Source organism: Psychrobacter sp. M9-54-1 (genome assembly GCF_016613355.1).
Classification (GTDB): domain Bacteria; phylum Pseudomonadota; class Gammaproteobacteria; order Pseudomonadales; family Moraxellaceae; genus Psychrobacter; species Psychrobacter faecalis.
This window is the reverse complement of sequence record NZ_JADGFW010000034.1, coordinates 17,020-34,773: the sequence shown is the minus strand read 5'-3', so window position 1 is coordinate 34,773 and position 17,754 is coordinate 17,020. Positions and strand designations below refer to the sequence as shown.

Annotated in this window: 15 protein-coding genes; 9 read left to right on the top strand and 6 right to left on the bottom strand. The window is 43.6% G+C overall.

Annotated features, from left to right (window positions below):
- Positions 1–259: 259 nt before the first annotated feature.
- The 3 genes from IQ457_RS11845 (at position 260) to IQ457_RS11835 (ending at position 3,285) form a co-directional block, all read left to right on the top strand.
- Positions 260–1,387: a polyprenyl synthetase family protein gene (locus IQ457_RS11845; RefSeq protein ID WP_446737546.1), complete on the top strand. Its 1,128-nt coding sequence runs from the start codon at positions 260–262 to the stop codon at positions 1,385–1,387.
- 40 nt (positions 1,388–1,427) lie between these two features.
- A complete protein-coding gene (locus tag IQ457_RS11840; protein ID WP_200663485.1) occupies positions 1,428–2,246 on the top strand; it encodes a DUF72 domain-containing protein in 819 nt (272 codons plus the stop codon).
- Between the two features lie 94 nt (positions 2,247–2,340).
- Positions 2,341–3,285 (top strand): YiiX/YebB-like N1pC/P60 family cysteine hydrolase, encoded by a 945-nt coding sequence (locus IQ457_RS11835; RefSeq protein ID WP_200663483.1) that lies wholly within the window; start codon positions 2,341–2,343, stop codon positions 3,283–3,285.
- A gap of 79 nt (positions 3,286–3,364) precedes the next feature.
- Here the strand turns inward: IQ457_RS11835 and IQ457_RS11830 are convergent, their stop codons facing one another.
- Positions 3,365–3,994 (bottom strand): superoxide dismutase, encoded by a 630-nt coding sequence (locus IQ457_RS11830; protein WP_200663481.1) that lies wholly within the window; start codon positions 3,992–3,994, stop codon positions 3,365–3,367.
- A gap of 428 nt (positions 3,995–4,422) precedes the next feature.
- Here IQ457_RS11830 and rdgB point away from each other — a divergent pair, with 428 nt between their 5' ends.
- From rdgB to IQ457_RS11805, 5 genes are all read left to right on the top strand, one after another.
- A complete protein-coding gene (gene rdgB, locus IQ457_RS11825) occupies positions 4,423–5,091 on the top strand; it encodes an RdgB/HAM1 family non-canonical purine NTP pyrophosphatase (protein WP_200663479.1) in 669 nt (222 codons plus the stop codon).
- A gap of 384 nt (positions 5,092–5,475) precedes the next feature.
- Entirely contained in the window at positions 5,476–6,813 is a 1,338-nt protein-coding gene (gene tig / locus IQ457_RS11820; protein WP_200663478.1) for a trigger factor, read from the top strand.
- 679 nt (positions 6,814–7,492) lie between these two features.
- A complete protein-coding gene (gene clpP / locus IQ457_RS11815) occupies positions 7,493–8,122 on the top strand; it encodes an ATP-dependent Clp endopeptidase proteolytic subunit ClpP (RefSeq protein WP_068407788.1) in 630 nt (209 codons plus the stop codon).
- 164 nt (positions 8,123–8,286) lie between these two features.
- A complete protein-coding gene (gene clpX, locus IQ457_RS11810) occupies positions 8,287–9,561 on the top strand; it encodes an ATP-dependent protease ATP-binding subunit ClpX (RefSeq protein ID WP_068407781.1) in 1,275 nt (424 codons plus the stop codon).
- A gap of 276 nt (positions 9,562–9,837) precedes the next feature.
- Positions 9,838–10,875: an SDR family NAD(P)-dependent oxidoreductase gene (locus IQ457_RS11805; protein ID WP_200663476.1), complete on the top strand. Its 1,038-nt coding sequence runs from the start codon at positions 9,838–9,840 to the stop codon at positions 10,873–10,875.
- Between the two features lie 129 nt (positions 10,876–11,004).
- Here IQ457_RS11805 and IQ457_RS11800 read toward each other — a convergent pair whose 3' ends face one another.
- From IQ457_RS11800 to argS, 3 genes are all read right to left on the bottom strand, one after another.
- Positions 11,005–12,099: a PTS transporter subunit IIC gene (locus IQ457_RS11800; RefSeq protein ID WP_200663474.1), complete on the bottom strand. Its 1,095-nt coding sequence runs from the start codon at positions 12,097–12,099 to the stop codon at positions 11,005–11,007.
- Positions 12,100–12,203: 104 nt separating this feature from the next.
- Complete coding sequence (locus IQ457_RS11795; protein WP_191691953.1) at positions 12,204–13,037, bottom strand: SPOR domain-containing protein; 834 nt, start codon at positions 13,035–13,037, stop codon at positions 12,204–12,206.
- Positions 13,038–13,175: 138 nt separating this feature from the next.
- Positions 13,176–15,005 (bottom strand): arginine--tRNA ligase, encoded by a 1,830-nt coding sequence (gene argS, locus IQ457_RS11790; protein WP_200663472.1) that lies wholly within the window; start codon positions 15,003–15,005, stop codon positions 13,176–13,178.
- Between the two features lie 383 nt (positions 15,006–15,388).
- Here argS and IQ457_RS11785 point away from each other — a divergent pair, with 383 nt between their 5' ends.
- A complete protein-coding gene (locus IQ457_RS11785; RefSeq protein ID WP_068406984.1) occupies positions 15,389–15,607 on the top strand; it encodes a DUF2788 domain-containing protein in 219 nt (72 codons plus the stop codon).
- A gap of 35 nt (positions 15,608–15,642) precedes the next feature.
- On the opposite strand, the gene cmoB is transcribed toward IQ457_RS11785, so the two are convergent.
- Positions 15,643–16,674, bottom strand: coding sequence for a tRNA 5-methoxyuridine(34)/uridine 5-oxyacetic acid(34) synthase CmoB (gene cmoB / locus IQ457_RS11780; protein WP_200663470.1), 1,032 nt, complete (start codon positions 16,672–16,674; stop codon positions 15,643–15,645).
- An 83-nt stretch (positions 16,675–16,757) separates the two neighbouring features.
- A complete protein-coding gene (cmoA, locus tag IQ457_RS11775) occupies positions 16,758–17,561 on the bottom strand; it encodes a carboxy-S-adenosyl-L-methionine synthase CmoA (RefSeq protein ID WP_191691949.1) in 804 nt (267 codons plus the stop codon).
- Between the last annotated feature and the right edge of the window lie 193 nt (positions 17,562–17,754).

The following is a 17,754-nucleotide window of genomic DNA, read 5'->3' as shown; positions in this document are numbered from 1 at the left end:
TTAGGTGTCCGCCTGTATACTGAGATTTAAGATAGGAATTAGCCTTTATTATCAAAACACATCTAACCGCCAAGTTAAATCAATAATAGGTAACAAGGGTTTGTTGCATTATTACGCCTATTCAACGGGCTTTTTTACACCAGTTTTTAACATTAAACCGCCAAAAATGCGTCATTGATAATACTCGTAGCATAAGGAATATAATCTATCATGCTACACTAGCACTATTTTTATTATTCACCTGATTAATGGTTGGATTATGACTGTTTCCCCTGCTTCTACTTCTATGCCAAGCCCTATGTCTTCAACAACGGCTTCAAACACTGTTTCAACAACGGTGCCTTTTGCGAACTTTAATAATAATACTGAGCAATTTCATAGCGCCGTGCGCGCGCAACTGGCGCAAGATATCGAGATGCTATTTGCTTACGCTGAGCTGCCAAGTCCGCTGCTTGATGCCTGCCGTTATGTGATGACCGGTCAGGGTAAATTGGTACGGCCGTTATTGGTCGCCAGCGCCTTTGACAGTGTCAATCAAAGCAATGCGAATGACGACGTTAATAGGGCTGATGAATATGTCGATAAAAGCACTGATAAAGAAGCTAAGCAAATTCAGCAAAATAGCGACTTAGAATCACTACTAGAAAACGACTCCGATTACGATATGGCGCGCCGTGCAGCATTGGCGGTAGAGCTGTTGCATACCTATTCACTGGTGCATGATGACTTGCCCTGTATGGACGATGATGAGCTGCGCCGTGGTCAGCCAACTGCCCATATCGTCTTTGCAGAATCGACCGCCCTACTCGCCGGTGACGTGCTACAAACACTTGCTTTTGAAGTACTAACCGCAGAGCTGCCAACTTTTGCGCCGTATGACTCTGCTATCGCAAGCAAGCTTATCGCGATATTCGCGCCGCGTGCCAGACGCATGGTTTCTGGGCAAATGCTCGACCTGAATGCTGAAGCCAGCGCCAACATTTCACAGAACGAGTTGGAAGCCATCCACCGTGACAAAACTGGTGCGTTGATTGAAGCGGCGATGTTAATGGGCGGTATCTGTGCAGGAGCGACGGCGCCACAGCGTATTGCCCTACAAGATTGCGCGCAGCATATTGGTCTGGCTTTTCAAGTCCAAGACGATATCTTAGATGTGACTACCAGCACCGATACCCTCGGCAAACCTGCGGGCAGCGATGAAAAGTTAGACAAATCTACCTATGTGAAACTGATGGGCGTCGAGCAAGCGACCCGCTATGCGCAATCGCTATTTAATGACGGACGTGCAGCGCTTAATCGTGAATTAAATAGTCGTGAGTTAAGCGCTAATAAGAACACCAACGCCTTATTGGCACTCATTGAATGGCTATGGTCACGTAAAAAATAAGCGTATCAATAAACATTAAAAACGATAAAGGGTGGTCAACATGGATAGTACCCCTACTCAGCGTATTTACCTTGGCACTGGCGGCTATAGCGATACCGATCTGCTTGGTACGCTGTACCCAACTGGCACCAAAAAAACCGACTTCTTACGCGAATATGCCAAGCAATATGGCGCGGTTGAGATTAATAGCACTTTTTACGCGCCCATCGGACAAAAAGCCTTTGCCGGTATGGTTGATAAAGCCTATATGCAAGCAGACAGTGAGTTGAAATTTGCCGTCAAGCTGCATCAAGACTTTACTCATGCGCGTAAAGGCACAAGCGAGCATGCGCAAGCTTTTATTACTGCGCTCACGCCCCTTATCGAAGCCAATGCGCTCGCGCCACTACTACTGCAATTCCCACATGGCTTTGATCGTAGTCGCGAGCATCGTCTTTATTTAGCAAATCTTGTGAGTTGGTTTAAAGACTATCCACTAGCCGTTGAGCTTCGTCATAATGGCTGGCACACGCCGCAAGTGGTCGATAGCTTTATCGAGCAAGGTTTGATTTGGTGTAGCGTTGACTATCCCAAGGTCAGTGGTCTACCGCCGTCACGGCTAATATTTACCGAGCGTACGGGCTATTTGCGCATGCATGGTAATAATCTAAATTGGTGGGATGCGATGAGTGCTAGCGATCGACATGATTATCGCTACTCTGAGGCTGAAATGCAGGATTGGGCGCAAGCGATTGCCAATCAGCGTCAGCATTTTGATACGTTATATATTTTCTTCCAAAATACCGTCAATGCCCATGCTTATTATAATATTGCGATGCTGAGAGAAGCGTTGGGTCAGTTTGAGTTTGAGGTATTGTGAGATAATATTGATCCACGTAGGGTGCGTTCCACGCACCAATAACCTTTAAAACAGTGCGTGGAACGCACCCTACAAAAACTTATGAGAACCATCTATGATAGATATCCGACATCTAATATCGATGCAAGCAACTGCTGATGTATTCAAAGAAATGAACGCTGAAGGTTCTTCAAATAATGTAATTGAATATTACAAAAATATGCCTGATGATTTCTTAAATATTGCAGGTCGACATGCTGGTATACAAAAGGAGCACTTATCTATATATAGACAATTAGTGCGTGGCGAGAATAATGAATTCTTAGATAAATTAAAAGGTTTTGAACATCAGTTACAACCTGGAGATTTAATACTTGTAACAGGTACTTCAACATCATCTAAGACACTAGTCAAACTACAAAAGAGTATCTATCAAAAAGCGCGTTCAAGTCATATTGCAGTGATTCAAGCTGAATTCATATGTATTGATGCTATGCCAGAAATAGGTGTTTCATTGAGATTAATCTCAGAAATAATCAAAAATGTCGAAGATAATTGGCGAGTTATACGTTTGAAAAGCTTAAAAGAAACAGAATTTGAAAGACTTAATCAAACATGTATTTACTATTTAGAACAGCCATATGCAATATTACCTTCAGCTAAGCCAGCAAAAAAGTTTTCTTACTGCTCTGAATTAGCTCGTAAAGTATATATTAACAGTGAAATCAAAGAATGTGGTATACCAAAAAATAACATCATTAAACCTTGTGATTTTGACAAGATCGCTGATGAGAGCTCTAAATGGCAGGATATAACTGAGTCAGTAAGGGGATTTATTAATTTCTGTATAGAATATGAAGATATCTTAAATTTTATTTCTAAAATTTATATAAATGGAGTGAAGCTTAACAGACAAAGATTTGATGAACGAAAGAAAACTAAAAATAATATAAAAAAGATGGTTAAGAAAGGTATAGTTAAATCTGAAACCGCAGCTATCATCAATAACAAAACCGATGAGCTTGAGAGCTTACTAAACTATAAATTTTGGGACAAGTGAAACCATCTGAAATTTAAATCAAAAAAAAGGACGCCTCTCAGCGTCCTTTTTTATTAATCAAATGCTTAAAAGTTAAAGATTACTCTTCAACACCAGCATCTTGACCTTTATATTTCGCATTGGCGTAGTCCCAGTTCACTAGCTTGTCTAGGAAGGTGTCAACATAGTCAGGACGACGGTTACGATAATCGATGTAGTACGCATGTTCCCATACGTCACAAGTCAATACCGCTACTTGGTCATGTGCAAGTGGCGTATCAGCGTTAGCTGTTTTGGCGATAGACAATTTGCCACCGACTTTATCAGCCACTAGCCATGCCCAACCTGAACCGAACTGAGTCAATGCTGCGTTTTTGAACTCTTCACGGAACTTGTCATAGCTACCAAAATCTTCTTCGATTTTCGCTTTCAAATCACCAGTAGGTTCGCCGCCACCATTGTCAGGCGTCATGCAGTTCCAATAGAACGTATGGTTCCATACTTGCGCTGCTTGGTTAAACATGGTTTTTTTGCTGTCATCTTTCGCAGTCGCTACGATGATTTCTGGCAATGTTTTGTCTTCTAGACCAGAACCCGGTAGCAATTCATTTAGCTTGTTTACATAAGCAGCATGATGCTTGTCATGATGGTATTCTAGCGTCTCAGCACTGATATGTGGCTCGAGCGCGTCTTTTGCATAAGGTAGGTCTGGTAAAGTAATATTTGACATAGTTATTTTATCCTTGCTGGTTTAGCCATTAGTATTAGGTATAGCTTAAATCAACGCTATAAATTATTGGACTAAATTGGCTTAGTTTATTGTTAGTGAAAGTCATTACTCAATATGCTAAACATATTGCGGTAAACCTAAAAGGCTTGCATGCTAAAATTATCTTAAGCGCGCATCACTTATTAGTTAATGTAATTATAAATATATAATGGGCAAAAACCATGATAAATATTTATAAGAATTATTAATTAAAAGTTCACAAGCTATAAGATATAATTCACTGTAGCTTGTCGCCTATTATAGCAAGAGTGGTGACAAATATCAGTTACCAAATGTTATGAATCAACGATTCGTTATGCTAATTGGTAATTTAGCTCATGCTAGCCTAGAATATAGCAGTATTAGCGAATCAATGACGGACAAAAAATATGACGCAAGCCAGCAGCGCAAACCTTACTCCACAAGAGCATTTAACGCAAACAAAGCTCGCCAATCAATGGGTGCTTGCCAGTAATAATAAAGGCAAACTTGCGGAGTTTAAACGCTTATTTGCAGCGGCAGATTTGGCTGTGACGATTGTCCCGCAAGGTCAGCTTGATATCGCTGATGCCATCGAAGACGGTTTGAGCTTCGTTGAGAATGCCATTATCAAAGCACGGCATGCCAGCCGAGCAAGTGGCCTGCCGGCGATTGCGGATGATTCAGGGCTTTGTGTACCCGTATTGGGCAACGCGCCCGGTATCTACTCTGCCCGCTATGCCGGCGAGCATGGCAATGACGCCAAAAACAACGCCAAGCTTATCGCTGACTTGCAGCCTATTCGTGCAGCCAAGCCAGACACCCTCATTAAAGGCGTGTTTGTTTGCGTATTGGCCATGGTGCGTCATGCCGATGACCCGCTACCGATTATCGCCCAAGGTTTATGGCACGGCGAGATTTTAGACACGCCGTATGGTGATGGTGGCTTTGGTTATGACCCGCTGTTTTGGTTGCCAGATTTGCAAGCGACGGCGGCAAGTCTTAGCGCTGAGGACAAAAACAGCATCAGTCATCGTGGTCAGGCCATTGAGCAGTTATTGGCGCAATTGCCGCTATAAGCGTATTTTTTAATAAGTAGGCTATTACAATGATAGCTAAACCTATAAATTCTCGACGAGGCGATTAAACAGATAATTTTTACTTTGATAAACAGATAGATTATACTGTTCTACTTTTAAAATTTTGTTGAAAGCCGTTATTTGTCTGTTTAATTGAGCAAAAAGCGTTATTATGCGGGCGATTAGCAGTTAATATTGATATCTGAGAGCGTTTATTTAGAATAAAGCGTTTCATATTTTTGTGCCGTCAGCGATTGCTACGCTCACAGATTGCGAAATCGCGCGCTAGCAATATCCCCTATTTATTCCAACGGCAACCAGTAGCACACGCGTATTTTGCAGCCTGGTTGTCTATTTCTATTTAATCCTAAAGGTGTAACGAATATGACTACAGATTTACAAGTCACAACCAACAAGCTGTCTAACAAAGAAACTCAGCTAACGGTTAAAGTACCCGTTGAAAAAATTCAAAACAAAGTTGAAGGCCGCATCAGCCAAGTGGCGAAAACCGCCAAGATTGACGGTTTCCGTAAAGGTAAAGTACCGATGTCGCATATCCGTTCACAGTACGGTGCCGGCATTCAACAAGAAGTCATCAACGATGTGATCCGTGATACCGTATTTGAAGCGATCAAATCTGAAGACATCCGTGCTGTTGGCATGCCCAACATCGACGACGTGAAACTTGAAGACGACTTCTTGGTTTATCAAGCGACTGTTGAAATCTTCCCAGAAATCGACGTCCAAGGTATTGATGAAATCGAAGTTGAGCGTCACACAGCGACCGTCAGCGACGAAGACGTTGACACTATGATCGAAAACCTACAAAAGCAGCGTCAAGAGTTCGTTGAGAAAAAAGGTAAAGCGGCCAAAGACAACCAAGTGACCTTTGACTTTGAAGGTTCAATCGACGGCGAAAAATTTGAAGGCGGCTCTGCTGAAGACTTCAAATTGGTTATCGGTAGCAATCAGATGATTCCAGGCTTTGAAGATGGCATCAAAGGTATGAAAGCGGGCGAAGAAAAAGTCATCGATGTGACTTTCCCAGAAGATTACCAAGCTGAAAACTTGGCTGGTAAAGAAGCACAATTTAAAATCAATGTGAAATTGGTTGAAAAATCAAAACTTCCTGAAATCGACGACGAGTTCCTAGAGCTATTCGGCGTAAAAGAAGGCGGCGTTGAGAAATTAAAAGAAGACGTGCGTAAAAACATGGAACGCGAAATCAAAAATGCCGCGCGTAGCCAAGTAAAGCAAGCGACCTTTGATGCGCTACTAGAAAAGAACGAGTTTGACGTACCAAACGCTATGCTAGAGCAAGAAATCGATCGTCAACGCAACATGATGATGCAACGTTTTTCTCAGCAGTTTGGTGCTAATGCTGATAGTTTCGATAAAGACATGCTGCCAAATGAGCTGTTTGAAGAGCAAGCGCTACGTGCTGCCCGTCTTGGCATCATCGTTGCTCGTGTTATCGACACCAAAGGCTTAGAAGTTGACCAAGAGCGTGTTGAAAGCTTTATCAAAGAAGCCGCTGAAAACTACGAAGACCCAGCGGAAGTCATAGAATACTACACCAATGATAAGCAGCAACGCGCTAACATTGAGTCAGTAGTGCTAGAAGACCAAGTGGTCGATTATTTAATCGAGCAAGGCAAAGTAACGGACAAAGAAGTGAGCTACCAAGACCTACTAGCCGCTCAGCAGCAACAAGCGATGTAATAATGTAATTTAGCGTTTTGCCAGTCGATATTGGCTGGTTTAATACCAAGCAATAAAAATGCCCTGACACATTTGTTAGGGCATTTTTATTGCTTGGTTATAAACTACTTTCTTAATATAGTGAGTGAAAAGTACTATTGATACATCACACACTGCTGATATCAATTTTTCTTGCTTGCTGTGCCTGCGCAGACAAAGACTACAAAAAATTGATGTCAGCAATACCGTAGCGTTTTTAAGATATTTTGAATATAGCATTTTTTATAAACAGATTATTCATGCTGCCCTTGATAAGTGCACACAGACGCCTTATTAATAGGGAGTCGTTTATCATTTGTCACATTAAACCGTTACTATTGCTTTGATAAAAAAGTTACCATTGGCTCACTTATTTCTAGCGGCGACCATTATTTATTAGCCACTATTTTATTAGGCATAGCCAATCTGCTTGATTGAGTATATTTTGGCGCCGGATTAATTTAATAAAATAAAATGTATGCGTGAATAGGTTTTATTTTCTAGTAGGTTTTATTACCAAGCGATAATGTTTACAATGATAATCATCAATAACAATGTAGCCAACAGCTAGCTTCTATTTTTTATTTTATGGACTTATAAACAGGACATCTTTATGACAGATTATGATCGCATCATTGCTAACCCGCATTTTGATATGTTGATGAGTGCGCATGACAATGTACAAAGCACGACTCAAGCCGCATTGGTTCCAATGGTGGTTGAGCAATCAGCGCGCGGTGAACGCTCGTTTGATATTTTCTCACGCCTATTACGTGAGCGCGTTATCTTTTTGACCGGTCAAGTTGAAGACCACATGGCCAATCTTATCGTGGCGCAGCTATTGTTTTTAGAAGCCGAAAACCCTGATAAAGACATTCATTTATATATCAACTCGCCCGGCGGCTCAGTCAGTGCAGGTTTGGCTATTTTTGATACCATGAACTTTATCAAACCTGAAGTCTCAACCATTTGTATGGGCGGCGCGTATAGCATGGGCTCATTCTTACTGGCAGCGGGTGAAAAAGGCAAACGTTATGCTCTAGCCAACTCGCGCGTAATGATTCATCAGCCATCAGGCGGCGCGCAAGGTCAAGCAACCGATATCGAAATTAATGCGCGTGAAATTCTAAAAACCCGTGCTCGTTTGAACGAGATTTTGGCTGAGCGTACCGGTCAACCGGTAGAGAAAATCGAAAAAGACGTTGAGCGTGACTATTGGCTAGATGCTAAAGAGGCCAAAGAATACGGCTTGGTTGACGAAGTATTAGAGCGCCGTCCTGATTCTTTATAAGCTTTAATTTCTTTATAAGCTTTGATAATAGACGTCTAAAAGACTGTAAAACATCAGCTACCTAAGCGCTACGGTAAGTGAAAATATATCAACTGCCCTACGCTTTGGCGCTGATGTCCATAATCAAAACATTGATAAGCATTAAATTTTAGGAGTGCCTGTATATGGCAGAAGATAACACCCCGCATTGTTCGTTTTGCGGCAAAGAAAAAAGTGAAGTAAAGCAGCTGATTGCCGCTGACGACGCCAATATCTGTAATGAATGTATCGAGCTATGTACGGACCTGATTGCTGATAGCGCCGAAGATGGCGACGACGACAGCGACATTGATACCTCTTGGGTCAATAAAAAACTGCCAACGCCAAAAGAGCTACGTGCCAAGCTTGATGAATATGTCATCGGCCAAGATGCGGCGAAAAAAGCCTTAGCGGTCGCAGTTTATAACCATTATAAACGCCTAAAAGTCAGCCAAACGTTGGCTAGAGATAGCAAAAAAGCCAAAATCGGCGCTGATGACGCCATGGTCGAGTTGGCAAAAAGTAATATCTTGCTGATTGGCCCAACGGGTTCTGGTAAAACCTTGCTCGCGCAAACACTCGCACGCTTGCTTGATGTGCCGTTTGCGATGGCCGATGCGACGACGTTAACGGAAGCCGGTTATGTCGGTGAAGATGTTGAAAACATCGTACAAAAGCTCTTGCAAGCCTCTGACTATGATGTCAGCAAAGCTGAGCAAGGCATCATCTATATTGATGAGATTGATAAAATCAGTAAAAAAGGCGACAACCCTTCTATCACTCGCGACGTGTCTGGCGAAGGCGTACAGCAAGCGTTGCTGAAACTTATCGAAGGCACGGTTGCGGCTATCCCGCCACATGGTGGTCGTAAGCATCCACAGCAAGAGCTTATCCAAGTCGATACCAGCAATATCTTGATTATCGTTGGTGGTGCGTTTGCCGGTCTTGATAAAGTCATTCAGCAGCGAACAGAAAAAGGCGGTATTGGTTTTAATGCTGATGTCAGCTCAAAAGATGACAGCCGCCGCAGCTCTGATTTGCTGCAGCAAGTCGAGCCAGAAGATTTAATCAAATTTGGTCTCATTCCTGAATTGATTGGTCGTCTGCCCGTGTTAGCCGCGCTACAAGAGCTCGATGAAGAAGCTTTGGTACAGATTTTGACAGAACCGAAAAACGCCTTAGTAAAACAGTATAAATATCTGTTTGAAATGGAAGGCGCGGAGATTGAGTTTACCAAAGAAGCGCTTGATGCGATTGCCAAAAAAGCCATGGAGCGTAAAACCGGTGCGCGTGGTCTGCGCTCTATCGTCGAAAACGCTCTGCTTGAAACCATGTACGAGCTGCCATCGATGAAAAATGCCAAAACCGTACTCGTTGACGAGCAAGTGATTAACGAAGGCAAAACCCCTAAAATTGCATAAGTGACGATTGGGTAAAAGCACTTCATCATGTTTGACGGGCTATATGCTTAACAGACTATATGCTTAACAGGCTATTGATTTAAAAAGCGTCTGATAGTTATTCAGGCGCTTTTTTATGTCTGTGATTTATCATCATAGGCTGGCTAAAAATGACAGCTGCGTTTATCAATCGATAGCAGCCACAGGGACAAATCATGCTAAGGTAAAGCGACTTTTATACGTTATCCTTATCGACGACCACACTTTTCAAATCAATGATACAAAGGACTGTTTATCATGCTTAATCACGTTTCTAGCCATGTCTCAACTATAGCGAATTCACTGCGCCAATATCTACCTTTACCCTCGCAGCAAGACCACGATATTACCCCTTATTATGCCAATCATGTCGCCGCTATCACTGGCGCAGGTTCTGGCATGGGGCGCGAGCTTGCCTTGCATTTGGCAAAAATGGGCTGCCATCTGGCGTTATCGGATATCAATCCTGAACAATTAGCGCAGACCAAGGAGCTACTGGTCGGCTATGATGTCAAAGTTACTACTACCGTACTCGACGTCTCGGACAATAAAGCTGTCGAAGCGTGGGCGGACAGCGTGATGGCGGAACATAGCAAAGTGAATTTTATCTTTAATAATGCAGGCGTGGCGCTCTACTCTTCCGTTGAAGGCAGCAGTATTGGCGAGCTTGAATGGGTAATGGATATCAATTTTTGGGGCGTGGTTTATGGCACCAAGGCGTTTTTACCCCTAATTAAAAATAGCGTCAAAGAAAGCGAAATTGATACTGGTAAAAAAGACAGCAAGCCACGCCAATTTAACGAACATGGTCATATCATCAATATCTCAAGCCTGTTTGGTTTGACCGCGCAGCCGTCACAATCTGCCTATAACGCCAGTAAATTTGCGGTGCGCGGCTTTACCGAAAGCTTGCGCCAAGAGCTCGACATTCAGCGCTGCGGCGTGTCGGCAACTTCTGTGCATCCCGGCGGTATCAAAACCAATATTGCCAATAGCGCACGCGGTAACGACAGTATCAGCGACCTCGGTATGCGTAGCGGTAGCAAAGCCATTAGTAGCTTTAATAAGTTCTTAAAATTCGATGCCAGCGCCGCCGCTTGGATTATCTTACAAGCCGCCGCCACCGACCAGCCACGCTGCTTGATTGGCAACGATGCCAAAATGATGGATGCCGTTCAGCGCGTATTCCCGTCTCGTTATGGTCAGGTACTCAATGATATCAACAAATTATCACGTAAATTAAAAGGCAAAAAGCACGCGAAAAATGCCCACCGTAGAGCGGTAACTACTCATTAATATAGTGGTAAAGAAACAATGATAAGTTAAACCATAAAAAGCCCAGTGATTGAATAGTTGGGCTTTTGCATTTTCGCTAGTTAGAATAAGTGATTAGGATAATTTGCGTCCTTTATCTTTATCTTTAATTTAAGGCAGTTTCATATCCCCATCGACCAACCAACCAAGACGGCGCATCACGTACGCTACGATACCAGCAATGAGCGCTGGTAATACAAACATCAATAAGACAATCGCTGTCCATAACTGAGTACTGCTCATGATTTCTTGTGATGCTTCAATGACGCCAAACACCCCAACCAGTCCTGCCGTGCCCATACCAGCGCCAGTGGCTGTGCAAGCTAGCCCAAAGCCAACGGTTGCGATAGGACCAACGATGGCGCTGGCAATCACAGCAGGCAATAGTACGAGCGGTTTTTTAAGGACATTAGGAATCTGTAGCATACTGGTACCAAGCCCTTGAGATATGACACCACTGACGCCGTTATCTTTAAAACTGGCCACCGCAAAGCCAATCATATGCGCTGCGCAGCCAACGACCGCTGCCCCGCCCGCTAAGCCGCCAAGTCCAATAGCGATACAGATAGCCGCGCTTGAGGTCGGTAGCGTCAATAAAATACCCACGACGACTGCTATGACGATACCCATGAGTAGCGGCTGTAATTCAGTCGCTGCTTGAATACCCTGACCAATGGCGTTGACCGCAGCGACGACTGGAGGATTAAGTAGTGCACAGACGATGAGTGCCACCGTACATACCACTAACGGTATCAGCAAAATATCGAGCTTGGTCTTGCCAGCGATCCAAGTACCAGCACGATAAGCAAATACTGAAGCCAAATAAGCACCAATTGGATTGCCAGGCAACGCAACGAAAGTTGCCGGACCTGCCTCTTGCGCGATAAATAAATTGCCCGCCATCAAAGCTTCAGAATGCGCGCCAAGCATCCCTGCAACCAAGCAACTTAGCATCACCAAAGTTGGTGCTTTTAGGTAGTAGGCGATACCAACACCGATACCTGCGCCCATTAATACTGACGCCAGTTTGCCGACTGCTACCAAGGCTGGCAGGCTTAACCAACCACCAATTTGCGAGATGATAAGACCAGCGATAAGGGTCACAAACAACCCTAACGCCATGCCGGTAAAAGCATCGATAAAATACTTTTGAAAAAAAGCTTTCATCATACCAACGGGCGCAGTTTCTGAAGAATTTACAGTCATTATGATGCTCTTATATTGAGTTTGCGGAAAGGAGCTAAGAAACATATCAAAAAAAAGGGATAAAAAAAGCGTCCTCTGACGCTTTCTTTATCAATGCTTTAGGTTTAACGGCGCTGCTCAACGATAATAGAATCAATACCGTTATTTTGCAGGCGCTGCTGAGCAGTGGCAACCGCTTGACGATTATTCATCGGGCGTGAAATCACCTGATAAATAGGCAGGCCATTACTGGTAGTGTTTTTCACCACTCTAGCATCGACACCAGCCATCAACACTTGTGCACGGCGACGGTCTGCTTCATCGGCATCACCAAAGCTGTTGATTTGCAAAATATAAGTCGCCGCAGGCTTCGCTGGCTGAATGCTAGCATTGCTAGCGTTCGCTGTATTAGCTCTGTTTGCAGCCGCGCCTGTATTATTGGCAGCTGGCGTACCATCATAAGTCGCATCTTCTTCGACGATGACAATATCGTCGTCATTACTGCTATTTGCTGCATTATTCGCGTTGTTGCTACGACTAGGCTCAATCGTAGTGCTCTCAGAGATACCAAAATTACCCGCATCATTATTACTTGGCGCGGTGTTTTCTGGCTGATTAACGACTACATCTGGCTCAAAATCAGTGATTTGACCGGATTGGCTACTACTACTGCCTTCACCAAAGTCTTCATCAGGGATGGTCGCCATCTCTTGATTTGGCAAAATATCATAGAACTCATAATCACCATTGTCGGTATCGGTATTGACTCGTTGCTGAACTTGTCTATCAGCATCTGTGCTCTCACCGCTGCCCGCAGGACTGAAGTTAAACAAGGGTGAAAGGTATAAAAACACCCCAATCATGAGCGTCAATACTGCCCCAACAAACATCCATAATAAGCCTGACACACTACTGGTTTTGCGTTTTTCAGTGGCACCTTTTGGTTTTTTGGCTAACATGGATCTCGTTCTCCCTACTGAATTATCTGTCGTTGTCGAGTTATCGTAATCGAATTGTCTTTATCGAATCAGCACTGTCGATTAGATTAGAATTGAAGAATTATCATCAAATAATGGCTACAGCCGTCTTCCTTTATACTACATGCTAGACGGTGCAGACAAGCCTAATAAGCTCAATCCATTGGCCAATACTTGACGCACGGCTTTAGATAAGCGTAAACGCGCTTGCATCAAATCCATCTCAACTTGGCTTGGCGTTTCACCTGAAGTTAGGCTGACCGGCAAGATGCGATTGCCATCATACCAACCATGAAATAACGCCGCCAACTCTTTTAGATAGTTGGTTAAGATATGCGGTTCATAGCCTGTCGCTGAGCGTAGCAAGGTTGACGGATAAGCGGCAAGTAACTTAATCAATTCTTCTTCACTTGGTGCGACTAGTAACGCTTGCTTTTCAGCGCCAGTAATATCGTCTACTTGCAGACCACTGGTTTCTAGTTTTTCTAACACACGGCAAACCCGGGCATGCGCATACTGAATGTAGTAAACCAAGTTGTCTTTACTTTGCGATTTGGCCAGCTCCAAGTCAAAATCGACGTGCACTTCAGGCTTACGAGCGACGTAATAAAAACGCGCAGCATCGTTACCGACTTCATGGCGCAGCTCACGTAAGGTGACAAATTTGCCCGAGCGCGATGACATTTGCACTTTTTCACTACCGCGCCATAAGGCAACAAACTGTACCAATACCACATCAAGGCGGTCGGCATCGATACCAAGCGCCGTCAATGCCGCTTTTACGCGCGGCACATAACCATGATGGTCAGCGCCCCAAACATTAATGACTTTATCAAAACCGCGATCGAACTTGTTTTTATGATAAGCAATATCAGAGGCAAAATAGGTGCTTTGACCATTGGCACGGCGCACAACGCGATCTTTTTCATCGCCAAAATCAGTCGATTTAAACCAGATATTGCCGTCTTTTTCGTATAAATAGCCTTTTTCATCAAGGATTTGTAAAACAGGCTCAATCTCGCTATCGATGGATCTTTCGCTAAACCAGCACTCATAACGGACACCAAAGTCATTTAAGTCGTCTTTGATATCAGCCAAAATACTGCTCAATGCTGCATTTAAAAACAGCTCATAACCGGCGCCAAGCAAGGCTTTGCTATTGGCAATCAAACCATCGATATGGGCTTCTTTATCGCCTGATAGCAGTACTTTTTCGCCATCATTATTTATTTCAAACTGCGCATCTGCTGCTACGTCCTTTGCAATATCAGCAAAACTATGAACGTAGCTGTCGCCATGCTGGGTTTTTAGCGTTTGCGCGATATCACTGACATAATCGCCTTGATAGCCATTGACTGGGAAGGTGACTGCCTCGCCGTTGGCCTCTAGATAACGCAAATAAGTACTGGTCGCTAAAATGTCCATTTGGCGTCCGGCGTCATTGACATAATACTCACGCGTGACGTCATAACCAATGGCTTCAAGCAAATTTGCCACGCTCATTCCAAAAGCAGCGCCGCGTCCATGACCGACGTGTAAGCTAGACGTAGGGTTGGCCGAGACAAATTCAACTTGGATTTTTTGACCTTTAAACTGCTTGCTTAAACCAAAGCGTTCTTGCAACTTAAAGATATCTTCTAACACCGCAAATTTGGCTTCGGTATTTAAAAAGACGTTGATAAAACCGGGGCCTGCGATTTCTACTTGACGAATATTTTGATTTTCAGGCAAGGCGTTGACGATTTTTTCAGCAAGCTGGCGCGGATTGGCTTTCGCAGCTTTGGCAGCCGTTAGGGCGATATTGCTCGCAAAGTCACCATGACTGGTATCTTTAGTCCGCGTAATTTGGCTGTTGTTTTGCCAATCAGCCGGTAGTTCGCCGTTCGTTTTTAGGACTTTAATGGCACTGTCAAACAGTGAGGCGAGCGTATCGATTTGGGCTTGTGACATAGGACTATAAACTCAGATAAATGAACAAAAAATTGGGGTAATATAAGATAAGGCAGAAAAAATAAGTAACCTATAAATATAACAACCTTTAGCTGCTATTGCACTATTTGAACCAAAAATAGCATTAAAATCACCGCTATTATACTAGATATGCGCAAGTGACAAGGTAACGGCTATTATAGGCTGCCAATACAAGTCTATTTAGGCGGATTGTAGCGTTACTGTTGTCTGACGTTGGTGAAACATTTATAGCAACCTCATTCCGCGTTATAATGGCAACATTAATCTATTACTGCTATAAATGCTGATGCCATTTATAACCATATATAAAAACAGACCATAGAAAACGCAGCACTTCACACTTTCACTGACAGGACAAAACCATGTTTGCCATTGCTTCTAGTACCGTCACCAGTTGGGGCATGTATATTTTATTGCCCATTTTTATTGCTTTCTTATTCTTTATTATTTGGGATTTATCAAAACAGTCTAACGCTGGTCGCGCTGGTACTTTTTGGATGTTTTTGGCCTTAGGTGCGGGTTTTATCGGTTTTATCCTAAAAGTATTGATAGAGATGGCATTTAAACGCTGGTTTATTTAACCAACCTCTCTTTGCCAACCGCAAACTAACCAGCGCTATTTTTTTGCAATTAAGGTTGCCCGTTTCGGCGCAGGATACCCTTCGATGGTTTTACTTCCATCAGTAGGGTCCAAAAAATCCGCCAAGGAATGATACGTCATCCATTCGGTTTTGCGCTGCTCCTCAGTCGACGTAACCGCTACATCGACGCAGCGTACCTCGCTAAACCCTGCTTTTTCTAGCCAACCAGTGAGCGCCTCAACCGATGGCAGGAAATAGACATTATTCATCTGCGCATAACGGTCGTGCGGTACAAGGACAGTATTGGCGTCACCATCGATAACCAAGGTTTCGAGTACCAGCTCGCCACCTTTCACCAGTTGCCCTTTTAGCTGTTGCAAATGCTCAAACGGCGACTGGCGATGATAGAGCACGCCCATACTAAATACGATATCGAATAGCTGACTGTGCTCCGGTAAGGCTTCAAGTGGTACAGGGATATAATGCGTTTTATAATGATCAGCGGCGCCGACAAAATGACGAATAGCCATAAATTGATGATAAAACAAACACGATGGGTCAATAATGATGACCGTCTCCGCGCCTGCCCCTGCCATTCGCCAACCGTGATAACCTGAGCCACCGCCTACATCCAGTACGTGCCGGCCTTTTAAATTGCCTAAATGCGGCGCGACCCTTTGCCATTTCCAATCGCTATGCCATTCGGTATCAATCTTAATACCTGACTCATCATCGCCAATTTGACCACCAATCTGGAAAGGCCCTTTACGCCACGGCATTAGCTGCTTTAACAGCGCTAAGGTTTGTTTGCGCTCAGAGTCGCTGAGGTTGGCGGCAATCGTTAATACATCACTGTCCAAATCTACTTTATCAGCCGCTACTGTTGGCAAACGTGCCACCGACGCTTGGTAAGCAGGCGCGTGTGCGTAATTGGCTTTATCTTTAATAGCATTAAGCCACGTTGGCAAGCGCGTGAGCCACTCATAAGCACTCGGCTGCTGCTGCGCCAATGACAGCAAGGTTAAATATAATTCGCGTTCGGCATGAGTGATGGTGTCGTTAAGCATAAAAACAGATTGCCATGTTGGTAAAAAGATAGAGTAAAAATTTATATTAAAAGTCGAGCTGTTATTACTATCGCGTTTAAATATTATTTAAAGGCCACAATAGAGACAAAGTTTAAAAATTGAAACCAGGTCAAATGACGCTCAAAGCCAACGTGCGCTAGACGCGTATGATGCTCATCCAAGGTATCGGTAATCAAAACGTTCTCTAACGCATTGCGTTTGCCGCTGATTTCCATCTCGGTATAACCATTGGCGCGTTTAAAATCATAATAACGCTCAACCAACCACGCATCATACTGCTCATCAAAAGCATGGGTTTTTTCGGTCAATACCAAAATACCACCCTCACTTAATGCGGCATAAATTTTCTCAAGCACTGTCACTCTATCGGCAGCGGGCAAAAACTGTAGCGTCAGATTCAGAATGACCATATCGCATGGCTCAAGCTCGACATCACGAATATCGGCGGTGATGACCTCGATGTTATGCGCGGGATAATTCTCCGTTAATAACGTGCTTGCCTCATTGGTCATCGCGGGTGAGATATCAATCGCCTTAATCTGTAAATCTTGCGGCTCAAACTCGCCTGCCAACGCCATACTTGCTGCACCCAGTGAGCAGCCCAAATCATAGACACGGCTGACACGCTGGCCGCTATCATCTTGCTGGCGGTATTTACAGTGACGACGAGCGAATATCGGCAACATCGCCAGCACTTGTCCATAACCGGGTACACTACGGCGAATCATATCAGGAAAACACGCCACCACTTGCTCATCAAAAGAAAAACGCGCCGCTTTATCGAGTGGCGTGGTAAATAAGGTATCGTGCTTTACGGTGTTATTAGTCAGGTTAGTAGGCTTAGTTTGGCTCATGAGGTTGCTCATTTTTTGATAGTGGTTCGTTTTTTAATAATGAAACTTTGATTCTTTAAAAATAAAATATTAATTAAATGGTGAATTGCTCAGTGCTTTAAAGATAGCAAAAGCCCATTATAACATTACTGTTTGTTACTTATCGCGAGCAACTGCCTTGCTAAGCTAAATAGGTAACGCTAATTCTTTATAAAGGCAATATTGA